At 75.7% G+C, this 12692-nt stretch carries 13 protein-coding genes; 7 read left to right on the top strand and 6 right to left on the bottom strand.

Annotation, left to right across the window (positions count from 1 at the left end):
• Positions 1 to 419 precede the first annotated feature (419 nt).
• Positions 420 to 1247: a DUF4097 family beta strand repeat-containing protein gene (locus HZZ00_RS14765; protein ID WP_180332617.1), complete on the bottom strand. Its 828-nt coding sequence runs from the start codon at positions 1245 to 1247 to the stop codon at positions 420 to 422.
• 206 nt (positions 1248 to 1453) lie between these two features.
• On the opposite strand from HZZ00_RS14765, the gene HZZ00_RS14770 reads away from it, so the two are divergent.
• Positions 1454 to 2185: a DUF4232 domain-containing protein gene (locus HZZ00_RS14770; RefSeq protein ID WP_180332618.1), complete on the top strand. Its 732-nt coding sequence runs from the start codon at positions 1454 to 1456 to the stop codon at positions 2183 to 2185.
• Positions 2186 to 2209: 24 nt separating this feature from the next.
• Here the strand turns inward: HZZ00_RS14770 and HZZ00_RS14775 are convergent, their stop codons facing one another.
• The 3 genes from HZZ00_RS14775 to HZZ00_RS14785 form a co-directional block, all read right to left on the bottom strand.
• Positions 2210 to 3106, bottom strand: a complete 897-nt coding sequence (locus HZZ00_RS14775) for an NAD-dependent protein deacetylase (protein ID WP_180332619.1) — start codon at positions 3104 to 3106, stop codon at positions 2210 to 2212.
• 178 nt (positions 3107 to 3284) lie between these two features.
• Positions 3285 to 4463, bottom strand: a complete 1179-nt coding sequence (locus tag HZZ00_RS14780; protein WP_180332620.1) for an AI-2E family transporter — start codon at positions 4461 to 4463, stop codon at positions 3285 to 3287.
• A 78-nt stretch (positions 4464 to 4541) separates the two neighbouring features.
• The gene (locus tag HZZ00_RS14785) at positions 4542 to 4709 is read right to left on the bottom strand and encodes a hypothetical protein (RefSeq protein ID WP_180332621.1); all 168 of its coding nucleotides are present in this window, start codon (positions 4707 to 4709) and stop codon (positions 4542 to 4544) included.
• A 290-nt stretch (positions 4710 to 4999) separates the two neighbouring features.
• On the opposite strand from HZZ00_RS14785, the gene HZZ00_RS14790 reads away from it, so the two are divergent.
• Positions 5000 to 5143: a hypothetical protein gene (locus tag HZZ00_RS14790; protein ID WP_167381371.1), complete on the top strand. Its 144-nt coding sequence runs from the start codon at positions 5000 to 5002 to the stop codon at positions 5141 to 5143.
• Between the two features lie 57 nt (positions 5144 to 5200).
• Here the strand turns inward: HZZ00_RS14790 and HZZ00_RS14795 are convergent, their stop codons facing one another.
• Positions 5201 to 5626 (bottom strand): DUF2267 domain-containing protein, encoded by a 426-nt coding sequence (locus tag HZZ00_RS14795; protein ID WP_180332622.1) that lies wholly within the window; start codon positions 5624 to 5626, stop codon positions 5201 to 5203.
• Positions 5627 to 5830: 204 nt separating this feature from the next.
• Here HZZ00_RS14795 and HZZ00_RS14800 point away from each other — a divergent pair, with 204 nt between their 5' ends.
• Entirely contained in the window at positions 5831 to 6568 is a 738-nt protein-coding gene (locus HZZ00_RS14800; RefSeq protein ID WP_180332623.1) for an MgtC/SapB family protein, read from the top strand.
• 3 nt (positions 6569 to 6571) lie between these two features.
• Here HZZ00_RS14800 and HZZ00_RS14805 read toward each other — a convergent pair whose 3' ends face one another.
• Positions 6572 to 7093: a DUF1360 domain-containing protein gene (locus HZZ00_RS14805; protein ID WP_180332624.1), complete on the bottom strand. Its 522-nt coding sequence runs from the start codon at positions 7091 to 7093 to the stop codon at positions 6572 to 6574.
• A 187-nt stretch (positions 7094 to 7280) separates the two neighbouring features.
• Between HZZ00_RS14805 and HZZ00_RS14810 the strand changes: the two genes are divergently transcribed.
• From HZZ00_RS14810 to hypF, 4 genes are read left to right on the top strand one after another with little or no spacing between them, the layout of a single operon-like run.
• Positions 7281 to 8990: a hydrogenase maturation protein gene (locus tag HZZ00_RS14810; protein ID WP_180332625.1), complete on the top strand. Its 1710-nt coding sequence runs from the start codon at positions 7281 to 7283 to the stop codon at positions 8988 to 8990.
• Positions 8987 to 9568, top strand: coding sequence for a hydrogenase maturation protease (locus HZZ00_RS14815; RefSeq protein ID WP_180332626.1), 582 nt, complete (start codon positions 8987 to 8989; stop codon positions 9566 to 9568). The genes HZZ00_RS14810 and HZZ00_RS14815 overlap by 4 nt, the downstream gene beginning before the upstream one ends.
• 60 nt (positions 9569 to 9628) lie before the next feature.
• Positions 9629 to 10354, top strand: coding sequence for a hydrogenase nickel incorporation protein HypB (gene hypB / locus HZZ00_RS14820; RefSeq protein ID WP_180332627.1), 726 nt, complete (start codon positions 9629 to 9631; stop codon positions 10352 to 10354).
• On the top strand, positions 10351 to 12690 hold the full coding sequence (gene hypF / locus HZZ00_RS14825) for a carbamoyltransferase HypF (RefSeq protein ID WP_180332628.1): 2340 nt from the start codon (positions 10351 to 10353) through the stop codon (positions 12688 to 12690). Before hypB ends, hypF begins: the two co-directional genes overlap by 4 nt.
• Positions 12691 to 12692: the final 2 nt, after the last annotated feature.

The raw sequence follows: 12692 nt of genomic DNA on the forward strand, positions 1-12692 counted from the left end.
TCCGCGACCCTAGGATTGGCTGATCTTATGTGTCAACCCGTGGGTGATCGCGAAAACGGGCGGGCAGCCACTTCAGGCCACCCTTTATATCGATATCGCCACCGCCGCCGGCTGTGTGGGCCCGGTGTCCGGATCCGGCACGTGGCGTGCGCCGGGAAGACCTCCCGTGGGGGCTCGACGAGGGCCGCGGCCACCGGGGCCGCCGTTCGGGACCGGGCGGGGAGGGGGCCGACGCCGTCGCCGGTGACGGCCACGGGCCGGGTGTCGCGGGGGTGCCGGGCCCCGCGGACGACATGCGGCCGGAAACCGGCGGCGCGGCGACCGCAGGCCGCGGCATCGACTGACCGGGTGGCCCAACCTCCCGCACGCGCAGCCGGGTTGAGCCGGTGCGGCCTCTCGGCGAACCCGGTCCGGGGCCCTCAGCCCCGGTGGACCTCGGTGTCGCCGTTGACGGTGCGCAGCGTCAGCCGGTGCCGGTGGTCCCCGGAGTCGGCGGCCGGAAGGTCCACGGAGGAGCGGCCGTTGGTGGTGCTCGCGTCGGTCGCGTACGGCGGGGCGTCCGCCGGGAGGGTCACGCGCACGGAGCCGTTCCGGGTCACGCCGTGGAGCGTGTCCGGCGAGGTCGTGCACAGCAGGTCGACGTCGCCGTTCACCGTCTCGGCCCCCACGCCGCGCGCCGCCAGACCGGTCGCGCGGACGGAACCGTTGCGGGTCACGAGGCGCAGACGGGCCCCTTCCGTGCCGGAGTCCTGCACGGTGACGTCACCGTTGACGGTGCCCAGGCTCAGCCCGCCCCGTACACCGCTCACATCGATGCCCGCGTCGCGGGCCCGCACGGTGAGCGTGACACCGCCGGGTACGCGTACGAGCGGCATCCCGCCGCAGTTGTCCGCGGTCCGGCCATCGCCCCGGTCGCAGGGCAGGTCGAGCGTGTGCGTGCCGCCGTCATCGGTCCAGCGGGCGAGGGTACGGCCGTCCACCGCCACGCTGTCGTCGTCCGTGCCGACGACCCGCACGCCGCCCTGAGTGGTGATGACAAGGCGGCTGCCGTCCGCGAGCGCGGCCTTCTCGAACCTGCCGCCGTGTGCGCCGGGCACGGCCCCCGGCGGCGTCCGGTCGCCGCCGTGGTCGCAGGCGGTCAGCACCAGGAGCGGCAGCAGCGCACACGCGGCCCGGGCCGCTCGGCCGGCACGACGGGACGGGCGCCCGGCGTCCGGGCGGCTCGGGCTGCTCCATGTTGTCGTCATGGGATGCGTGTGCCCGGGAGGACGGGATTGTGCGCACGCCGCTCACGCGCCGGCCGCCCGGAAGCCCGTCTCGGCGGTGCCTCGGCGGGAGCGGGTCGTCAACTCGCCTGTGACAGAACCAAGACGGGGCACAGAGCCGCCTGTGACTCGGTGCGGGATACACATACTTCCGACCGCACGCACCGCGCCGCTCCTGGGGGAACACCGTGAAGTACACCCGCATCACCGCTCTGGCCGCCGTCGGCGTTGCCGCCACCCTCTCGCTCACCGCCTGCGGAAGCGGCGGCTCCGGGAAGGACTCGTCCGCCAAGCACTCCTCGGCCTCATCCTCTTCTTCCTCGTCCACGGGCGGTGGTTCGTCCACGGACGGCTCGTCCTCCGGCGGCGGTGCGACGTCGGACGGCGGCTCGAAGCCGCAGGGCGGTTCGGGCTCCGCCACCGTGCAGGCCGGCGGCGCCGCCGAGTCGGGCTCCGGGCGGAGCACCAGGGCCGGCGGCGACGCCGGGAACGGCGCGACGACGACCGGCGGCAAGGTCACCTTCTGCAAGACGGCGAACCTGGCCATCGACGCCCGTGACGCCGCACCCGACACGGTCTCCGGCAGGATCGACGTCACCATGGTCAACCGGGGCTCAACCACCTGCTCGGCGACGGGGTTCGCGGGCGTCGACATCAAGGACGCCGACCACACGTCGAGCCCCATCGAGCGCGGCCGGGCCCAGCCGCGCATCACCGTCCTGAAGCCCGGCGACGCCGCGGTCTTCGACATCGCCTACGACATCGACAACAGCGGCGACAGCCTCACGTCCCCCACCGATCTCCTGGTGACGCCCCCGAACGAGACGCACACGGTGAGCCTGAAGTGGCCCGCGGGCGCGGGGAAGATCAAGGGCGCCTACACCGACGTCCAGGTCTATCCCACGCACACGACCAAGTAGGGAGCGGGTCGCCTGGGGGAGCGCTCATCGGCCCTCGGCGTCGACGGCGATGCCCAGCCGGTCGGCCACGGTGGTCAGCGCCGCGCCCAGGGGGAGGGCGACCCGGCTGACGGCGTGCCGGTCGCCCCGCGTCGGGCCCTGGTTGACGATCAGCACCGGCTTCCCGGCCTCGGCCGCCTGCCGGACGAACCGGAGCCCGGACATCACGGTGAGGGAGGAACCGAGGACCAGCAGCGCGGTCGCCTCGCGCACCAGGCGACGGCAGTGCTCGACCCGCGCCGGCGGGACCGACTCCCCGAAGAACACGACATCCGGTTTGAGGATGCCGCCGCAGGCCGCGCAGGGCAGCACGCGGAAGTCTCCCACCTGTTCGTCGGAGAGGTCCGCGTCGCCGTCCGGGTTGATCCCGGCGGCCACCGGGTCGAAGCCGGCGTTGGCCTCCTCCAGCCGCCGCGCGAGCACGCGGCGCGGGCTGAAGGTGCCGCAGGACAGGCACACCACCCGGTCGAGGCTGCCGTGGAGTTCCACCACGTCCTCGCTGCCGGCGGCCTGGTGCAGGCCGTCGACGTTCTGGGTGATCACACCGGTCAGCAGGCCGTGCCGGCCGAACGCGGCCACGGCCCGGTGCCCCGCGTTGGGGCGGGCCCGGCCGAAGGTCCGCCAGCCGAGGTGGCTGCGCGCCCAGTAGCGGCGCCTGGCCTGGGCGTCGGCGGTGAAGTCCTGGTAGGTCATCGGGGTGTGCCGGCTCAGGCTCCCGCCCTCGCCCCGGTAGTCGGGGATGCCCGACTCGGTGGAGATCCCCGCCCCGCTGAGCACCAGCACCCCGCCCGCCCGCAGGGCGTCGACGACCGGTCCCGGGTCCGTGCCGCCCGGCGGCAGCTCCTCGGTGGGTGTCCAGCTCAGCGTGGGTCGCATCCGCATGCGACCAGGTTACGGGGCCGGGCCCGTCGCTCCGGGCAGGGTGCCCGGCCGCTGCGAGCGAGCCGGACACCGGAGACACCGGGCGACCCGCTCGGCCTGCGCCGTGCGGCCCGGACCCGGTCCCGTCCGGGCCCACGGGACGCCGCGGCAGCCTGTCGCCACCCCGCCGGGAGGGCGCTCAGGGCGGTACCGCCCGCAGTGCCTTCAGCACCGCCCATACCACCGAGACCAGCGGCACCGCGACGATCGCCCCGACCACCCCGGCGACGATGCTGCCCGCGATCACGGAGAGGGCGACGACCAGCGGATGCAGCCGCACCGCCCAGCTCATCACCACGGGATGCAGCACATGCCCCTCCAGCTGGCCGATCACCACGATCAGCGCCAGCACGGCCAGCGCGACGAACGGGCCCCGCCCGGCCAGCGCGACGACCGTGGCCACCGCGAGTGCCACCGGCGAGCCCACCAGCGGCACGAACGCGGCGAAGAACTCCAGCAGGGCCAGCGGCAGCGCCAGCGGCACCCGCAACAGCAGCAACGCCACCCCCACCAGCACGGCGTTGGTGGCCGCCACGATGATGATGCCGCGCGTGTACCCGGCGAAGGACCGCCAGGCCGCCCGCCCCGCCCGGTCCCAGCCGCTGCGCGCCCCGGCCGGCACCAACTGCTCGCGCGCCCAGCTCCACAGCCGTTCCCCGGAGTGGATGAAGAACACCGAGGAGAACAGCGCGAGCGCCGCGCCCGTGGCCAGCTCCACCACCCGGCCGAGGCCGCTGACGGCGCTGCTGAACAGGCTCGACCGGTGCGCCGACAAATAGTTCGTCACCTGGCGTTCGAGCGCGGACAGCCGGCCGGGACCGAGCCGGAACGGCGGCCGTTGCAGCCACTTCTCGATGCGGTGCACACCCCCGCCGAACTCACCGGCAAGCCGGGGCCATTCGCCCGCCACCGCGTTGCCCACCAGCGCGAGCAGCGCCAGCAGCACCAGCAGACTGCCCACCAGAGCGACGGCGACGCACAGCGGGCGGGGCAGGACCCGGTTCAGGAGGTCGGCGAGCGGCCGCAGCACCGAGGTGATGACGAGCGCCAGGAACAGGGCGACCGCGATCAGCTGGAAGCTGCCGAGGACGCTGAAGACGCCGTAGACGACGATGCCGACGAGGATGAGCCGCCAGGCGTAGGCGGCGGCGGTGCGCAGCCAGGGCACGGCGCGCTCGGTCACCGGCTCCCGGGCCTCGGGGCGCGGCGACGCCGGAAGACGCACGGAGTACGCGGGGCGGCTGCCGAGCACCGCACGCCCCGGCCGGTGCCCGCCGCCCTCCGGCCCGGCCGCCCGCCGGCGCGCATCGCCCACCATCGCTCCCGTCCGACGCTCCTGGGAGAACCGTAAGCACAGGGGCGTCCGGACGGCCCGTCCAATGCGTCCGGGCGCGGGTCACGACCCGTCCACGAACGTCACCGTCTCCGCGAGCGGCGCCCGGCCGGTCTGCGGGGACGTCACCGCCGGGTCCGCGAACCCGATCGACACGCCCGCGAACAGCACCCACTCCGGGCGCGGCGCCACCACCTCGGCGACCGTGCGCCGGTACACCGACCACGCCATCTGCGGAAGCACCCCCCCCGCGGCACCGGCTCGTCCGTGAAGGCGCGCACCGCCCCCCGGCTCGCCACACCGCCGTGTACCCATCCATGGCCCGCTCCCGTCCGTCGTCCCCACCGATATGACGGGCACCGGCCAGGAGATGTGACACGGGCCGACTGGTGTGACAGTGGACGTGGGCCACGCGGCCCTGGTGCGGGTGGTGGTCACACGACCTTCACGGTCACCCCGATCGGGGTGGACCCGCGCCGGGGCACTCGCGGGGTGTCGTCGGCCAGGAGGGGGTACCTCCAGTGATCACCGTCGCGGTTCTGCTTCTCCCCGTGCTCAGCCTGCTGCTGTTCGGCCTCGACCAGGTCGAGGACCGATGGGTGACCCGCCCGTCCAAGCCCCGCCCCGAACGCGCGCACAGGCGCCGCCGGGCATGGCGCCGCTGACGGTCACCGACCGGCGCCGACCGCGTCCGCGCCGTCCGCGGCGCCCGGGGCGACGGGCTATCCGCCCTCGCCCGCCCGCCCCACCGGCAGCAGCTCGCGGATGTCCGCCGGCAGGGCGCCCGCCATCCGCTCGGTCAGCTCCGGGGCGAGCGCCGCGTCCAGCACCTCCAGGACGGCCGCGGCCTCCCGCAGCGCCGTGTCCTCGTCGGTGCCCGCCCGGTCGGCGACACGCCCCGCGAACGCGGTCAGCCCGAACCGCTCGCCCGCCGTGCCCTCCGCGGCGGAGGCGGCGGTGGCGTCCGCGGCGAGCCGCATCGCGTCGGCCATGTCGGGGGGCAGCTGCGCGGCCACATGCCGGGCCAGCCCGGACGGCAGCCGCTCCGACAGGGTCGTCACCACCGCGTGCGCGGCCCGCTCGGCGGAGCCCCGGTCGGGCAGCTGGGCGAGCGCCTGCACCTTGCCGATCATCTCGTCGTGCCGCATGAGTCCGTCCCCTTCCGCGCGAAGCCGGGGCGGTGCCCGGGCCATGGGCACGCCCGCAGCGGCCGGGTACCCCGGTTGCGCCCGGTGCCGCATGGCCGGTCCGCGCCGACGGGCGGCGGCCCGGACGGCCCGGTAGCGTCAGGGGACCACCTCGGGGGTAGACGCCAGCGGCAGGACATCGGCGAAACGGCAGGCGAGGTGTGCATGGCGGGAGTGTGGCTGGCGGCACCGTTGTGGGACATACACAACGGCCAGGGGCCCAGGCAGCTGGCCGAGCTGGGACTCGCGCTGGTGCTGTCGACCCTGATCGGCTGGGAGCGCGCGGCCCAGCAGAAGAGCGCGGGACTGCGCACCCACACGCTGGTCGGCATCGCGAGCGCGCTGATGATGGAGGTCTCCCAGCACGGCTTCTCCGCGGTGCTCGGGCTGGAGCACGTCTCCTTCGACCCCTCGCGCGTCGCGGCCCAGATCGTCTCCGGCATCGGCTTCATCGGCGGCGGGCTGATCTTCGTACGACGGGACGCGGTACGGGGCCTGACGACCGCCGCCACCGTCTGGCTGACCTGCGCGGTCGGCATGGCCTGCGGGGGCGGGCTGCCGGTCCTCGCGCTGGCGGTGACCGCGCTGCACTTCCTGGTGGTGCGCGGCTACTCGCACTTCTCCGGCCGGCTGGTCCCCGGCACGGCCGCCGCCGTTTTCGAGGCCCGGCTGACCTACCGCACGGGCTCCGCCCTGCTGCCCCGCCTGATGCAGACCTGCACCCGGCTCGGCTTCCGCATCGTCCAGGTCAAGGTCGAACGCCTGCCGGGCCGTACGGACGACGCCGCCCGGGTCCTGCTCGAACTGGAGGGCACCGAGGATCCGGCCCGGCTGACGTCGGAGCTGTTCCAGGACGAGGGCGTGCTGGACATAGAGCTGACCCCGGCGGCGGACGACGAGTGAGCCTCAGCTCTCCTCGGTCTGCTGGGTCCAGGTCCAGGCGTACTGGAGCCAGTCCGACACGGTCACCGCGCCGAAGCCGCCGCAGACCAGCCGGGTGAGCCGGGGCGCCGCCGCGTAGGAGCACACCAGCGTGCCCGCGGCCCAGGCGGAGACGCAGAACGGGCAGGACAGCAGGTCGCCGACGGCACGCCGCAGCCCGCTGCCGCGGGGCTCGTCCATCACCTCGTTCGCCTCGCCCTCGCCCACCCGGCGGGTGAACGGCGCCCGTACGAAGCTGGTGACCTTGTCCCGGACCAGCATCCGGGACGCCTTGTACGTGGCAGTGCCCAGCAGGACGACGTCCCACGGCGGCACCCGCTCCGGCAGCCGTACGCCCCGGCGCCGGGCGAGCAGCGCGAAACCGCTCGTGCCCGCCGCGAACACGGCGGCGAGCGTCGCGTAGGCGGCGAGCGGCACCTCGCCCCGGTCGTCGTAGCGTGCGGCGTCCGGGCCCGTGTCCGTGGCCGTGTTCTCGTCCGTTGTCATGAGGCCTCCACCGTGGTCTTCGCCGAGGGCGCGGACCGGGTTCCCGCTGGCCTCGGGGCGACACGTGCGCGGTGGCGCGGGCCGGCTGCCCGGCGCGGGCCGGATGGCGGAAGACGGCCGGCCGGCGCGGGCGAAACGCCGCGGCGGTCCTTCGTGGCGCGCGGCGCAGCGGCGACCATGCCGCGTCATGGACATCCTGCTCGTGGCCAGCGCGTTCAACAGCCTCTCCCAGCGCATGTACGCCGAACTGTCCGACCGGGGACACCGCGTGGACGTCGTCCTGGCGTCGCACGGCGACGACCCGGTCCGGGCCGCCGTGCGCGAACACCGCCCGGAACTCGTCATCGCCCCGATGCTCACGACCGCCCTGCCGGAGGACGTGTGGCGGGAGCACACCTGCCTGATCGTCCACCCCGGGCCGCCCGGCGACCGCGGCCCCTCCTCGCTGGACTGGGCCATCGCCGAGCAGGCACCGGAGTGGGGCGTGACCGTGCTCCAGGCAGAGGCCGGGATGGACGCGGGCCCGGTCTGGGCCGCCGAGCCCTTCCGCGTGGCCCCCGTCGGCAAGAGCGACCTGTACCGCAACGAGGTCTCCGACGCCGCCGTCACCGCCGTCCTCGCCGCCGTGCGGCGCCACGCCGAGGGTTCGTACAAGCCCCGCCCGCAGAGCGACCCCTCGATCGGCGTCGTCTGGCGCGACCCGTTCCGGCAGGAGCGGCGGCGCATCGACTGGGCGTACGACGACACCGCCACGGTGCTGCGCAAGCTGCGCGGCGCCGACTCCCGGCCCGGCGTCCTCGACGAACTCCTCGGCCGGGAGGTCTTCCTGCACGGCGGCCACCCCGAGGACGAGCTGCGCGGCCGGCCCGGCGAACTGCTGGCCCGGCGGGCCGGCGCCGTGTGCCGGGCCACCCGGGACGGCGCGGTGTGGATCCCCGAGCTGCGCCCGCGCAAGAGCTCCGGCGACCCCGCGCCCTTCCGCCGCCCGGCCACCGACGTCCTCGCCGCCCTCGACCCGTCCCTTGAACTCCCGGAGATCCAGGCCCCGTTGGAGCTGCCGGAGCACCGGCGCACCTACGCCGACATCCGCTACCGGCAGCGCGGCGACGTCGGACTGCTGAGCTTCTCCTTCCCGGGCGGCGCCATGAGCACCGACCAGTGCCGGCGCCTGCTCGCCGCCTACGAGCACGCGCTCACCCGCCCCACCCGGGTCCTGGTGCTCGGCGGGGCGCGGGACTTCTTCTCCAACGGCATCCACCTCAACGTCATCGAGGCGGCCCCCGACCCCGCCCTGGAGTCCTGGGCCAACCTCCAGGCCATGGACGACCTGGCCCAGGCGGTGCTGTGCACCACCGACCGGCTGGTGGTGGCCGCGCTCGCCGGCAACGCGGCCGCGGGCGGCGCGATGCTGGCCCTCGCCGCCGACCAGGTGTGGTGCCGCGCGGGCACCGTCCTCAACCCGCACTACCGGCGCATGGGCCTGTACGGCTCGGAGCTGTGGACGTACAGCCTGCCGCGCCGCGTCGGCCCGCGCGAGGCCGAACGGCTCACCGGCCAGGCACTGCCGGTGAGCGCGGCGGGCGCGCTGCGCACCGGCCTCGTGGACCGCGTCGTACCCGCCGCGCCCGGGGAGTTCGCGGCCGAGACGGAGCGGCTCGCGGCCGGGCTCGCCGCCGTGCCCGACCTTGACCGGCGCATCGCCGACAAGGCCGCCGCCCGCGCCGCCGACGAGGAGCGCCGCCCCCTCGCCGATCACCGGCGGGCCGAACTCGCCCGTATGCACGCCGTGTTCTTCGACCCCGAGGCCCCCTACCACGCCCTGCGCGCGGCCTTCGTCCGCAAGACCCCGACCGGCACGCCCCGCCCGCTCACCCCGCCCCCCGGGGAGTCCCGGTGACCGCCCCCCTCCTGGTCGCCGGGGTGGGCAACATCTTCCTCGCCGACGACGCCTTCGGGCCCGAGGTGATCCGGGCCCTCGACCGGCGCCCGCTGCCGCCCGGGGCACGGGTGCGCGACTACGGCATCCGCGGCCTGGACCTCGCCTACGACCTGCTCGGCGGCTGCGCGACCGCCCTGCTCGTGGACGCGGCGCGGCGCGGGCACCGGCCCGGCACGCTGTCCCTGATCGAGGCCGAACCCCCCGACGGCACCGTCCCGCCGGAGGCGCACGGCATGGACCCGGCGAAGGTGCTGGCGCTCGCCGCCCACCTGGGCGACGAGCCACTGCCCCGGGTCCTGGTCCTGGCCTGCGAACCGGAACTGCTGCCGGACGGCGACGAGGACATCCTGCCGGGGCTCAGCGCCCGTGTGCGCGCGGCCGTCGAACCCGCCGTGGCCGCGCTGCACGCACTGGTCCCGCGGCTGCTGGACGATCCGGGCGCGCCGGCGGCGGCGTTGCGCCGGTCGATGGAATCCGGCCCGGCGCACGCGGCTGCGCTGCCCGGCCGGGCGACGGGCACGGCCGAAGATCGGTGACACCCGGGCCGCGCGGGACGCGGCCCGGGCCCCAGCCCCCAGACCCGAGGAGCAGCGCCCATGTGCCGGTCCGACGTCAGACAGGCCGTCCTGGCGAAGAACGACGACCTCGCCGCGAGCCTGCGCGAAGAGCTGACCGGGCAGGGGGTGGCCGTGGTCAACCTGCTGTCCAGCCCGGGCAGCGGCAAGACCGAACTGCTCGGACGGGTGCTCGCCCACGCGGTCGAGCGGGGCGTGCCGGTCGCCGTGCTCACCGCCGACCTGGCGACCGAGAACGACGCCACCCGCCTCGCCCGCTCGGGCGCCCCCGTCCAGCAGCTGCTCACCGACGGGCTGTGCCACCTGGAGGCCCGTCAGGTGCGGGCCCGGCTGGCGGGATGGCTGCCGCGGGACACCTCGGTGCTCTTCGTGGAGAACGTCGGCAACCTGGTCTGCCCCGCCTCGTACGACCTCGGCGAGTCCCTGCGGATCGTGCTGATGGCGGTCACCGAGGGCGAGGACAAGCCGTTGAAGTACCCGACCGCGTTCGGCTCCGCCCACCTCGTCGTCATCACCAAGACCGACCTCGCCGAGGCGGCCGGCTTCGACGAGGCCGCGTTCCGGGAGAACGTGCGGCGGGTCAACCCGGGGGTGGAGATCGTACGGTCCTGCGCCCGCACCGGCGACGGGGTCGCCGTCCTCCTCGACCGGGCCCTCGCCGTCCGCGACGGCGGCCCCGCGCACCGGCCGCCCCTCGCCCCGCACCCGCACGGCCACCACCACGCCGAGTCCGCGCCCGTCGCATGACCGCGCCCCCGACCGGCCCGGTCCGCCGCCGGCTGACCGTGCACGGCACCGTGCAGGGGGTGGGCTTCCGGCCGTATGTGCACCGCCTGGCCGGCCGGCTGGGCCTGGCCGGGTTCGTCGGCAACACCGGGGACGGGGTGCTGATCGAGGTCGAGGGCCCGTGGCAGGAGGTGGACCGCTTCTGCGCGGCGCTGGCCCACCGGCCCCCGCCGCTGGCCACGGTGACCCGCGTGGCCCACGAGGAGCTGCCCGCCGCGGGCGACAGCGGGCCGTTCGCGATCCGTTCCACCGACCGGGCCGCCGGCCGCGCCCAGCTCCCGCCCGACACCGCGGCCTGCGCCGACTGCCTGCGCGAACTCGCGGACCCGGACGACCGCAGGCACCGGCACCCGTTCGTGACCTGCACCCACTGCGGCCCCCGCTTCACCATCGCCACCGGCATGCCGTACGACCGGGTGGCGACCACCATGGCCGGCTTCCCGATGTGCCCCGACTGCGCCCGGGAGTACGGCGATCCCGCCGACCGGCGCTTCCACGCCCAGCCCGTCGCCTGCCCCCGTTGCGGCCCCCGTCTCACCCTGACCGGCCCCGGGACGCGCCCCCTGCGGGACGCGGACGCCCTCGCGGGGGCCCGGGAACTGCTCGCCGCCGGACGCATCGTCGCCGTCAAGGGCCTCGGCGGCTACCACCTGGCCTGCGACGCCACCGACCCCGCGGCCGTCGCCACGCTGCGCGCACGCAAGGAGCGCGGCGGCAAGGCGTTCGCGGTGATGTGCGCCGACCTCGCCACCGCGGAGCGCCTCGCGTTCCTCTCCGCCGCCGAGCGCGCCGCCCTGACCGGCCCGCGCCGCCCCATCGTGCTGCTGCGCCGCCGCACCCCGGCCGACGGGCTCCGGCCGGCCGACGGGGTCTGCCCCGGCAGCCCGCACATCGGCGTGCTGCTGCCCTACACCCCGGTGCACACCCTGCTGTTCGGGCTGCCCGGCGACCCACCGGGACCCCGGGTGCTGGTGATGACCAGCGGCAACCGCTCCGGCGAACCCATCGTCACCGACGACGACGAGGCCCGGAGCCGGCTCGCCGGGCTCGCCGACGCCTGGCTCGCCCACGACCGGCCCATCGCCTCGCCCTGCGACGACTCCCTGCTGCGGGTGCGCCCCGACGGCACCGAACAGGTGCTGCGCCGCTCACGCGGCTACGTCCCCCGCGCGCTGCGGCTGCCGGTCGCGGTGCGGCCCGCGCTCGCGGTCGGCGGCGATCTGAAGAACGTGCCGTGCCTCGGCGCGGGGGACCTGGCCTGGTTCGGTCCGCACATCGGCGACATGGGCGAACTCTCCACCCTGGAGGCCGCCTGCCGCGCCGAGCGGCACCTGGGCCGCCTGACCAACGTCACCCCGGAACTGGTCGCCGCGGACCGGCACCCCGGCTACCACTCGACCGGCTGGGCCCGCCGGCGCGCCGGGACCCGGCTGCCGCTGCGCCAGGTGCAGCACCACCACGCCCACATCGCCTCCGCCATGGCCGAACACGGCCTCGACGGCACCACCCCGGTCATCGGCGTCGCCTTCGACGGCACCGGCTACGGCGACGACGGCACGGTGTGGGGCGGCGAGATCCTGCTCGCCGACTACACCGGCCACCGGCGCTTCGCCCACCTCGCCCCGGCCCCGCTGCCCGGAGGTGACGCGGGCGTGGCCAACCCCTGCCGGCTGGCCCTGGCCCGGCTGTGGGCCGCGGGCCTGCCCTGGACGGCGGACCTGCCCAGCGTCACCGCCTGTTCGCCGACCGAACTCGACCTGCTGAGGCGACAGTTGGACCGGCAGGTGGCCTGTGTGCCCACGTCCAGCATGGGCCGGCTGTTCGACGCCGTGGCCTCCCTCGCGGGTCTGTGCCACCGCGCCGGGTACGAGGCGCAGGCGGCGTTGGAGCTGGAGGCGGCGGCCACCCGGGCGCGGGACGCGGACGCGGTGGCCTACCCGTTCGGGCTCACCGCGGGCCGGTCCCTGGTCTGCGATCCCGCGCCGATGCTGCGCGCACTGCTCGCCGACCGGCGCCGCGGCACCCCGGCCCCGGTGCTCGCGGCCCGCTTCCACCGGGGCGTGGCCCGAGCGGTCACCGAGATCTGCCGCCGGGCCCGCGGCGCGACCGGTCTGGACACGGTCGCCCTCACCGGCGGGGTGTTCGCCAACGCCCTGCTGGAGGAGAAGTGCTCCGCCCTGCTGCGGGCCGACGGCTTCACGGTCCTGCGGCACGGCGAAGTCCCGCCCAACGACGGCGGGCTGGCGCTCGGCCAGCTGATGGTCGCGGCCACCGCACCCCACCACGAGACGGAGTGAGA

The organism is Streptomyces sp. NEAU-sy36 (assembly GCF_013423905.1).
Taxonomy (GTDB): Bacteria; Actinomycetota; Actinomycetes; order Streptomycetales; family Streptomycetaceae; genus Streptomyces; species Streptomyces misionensis.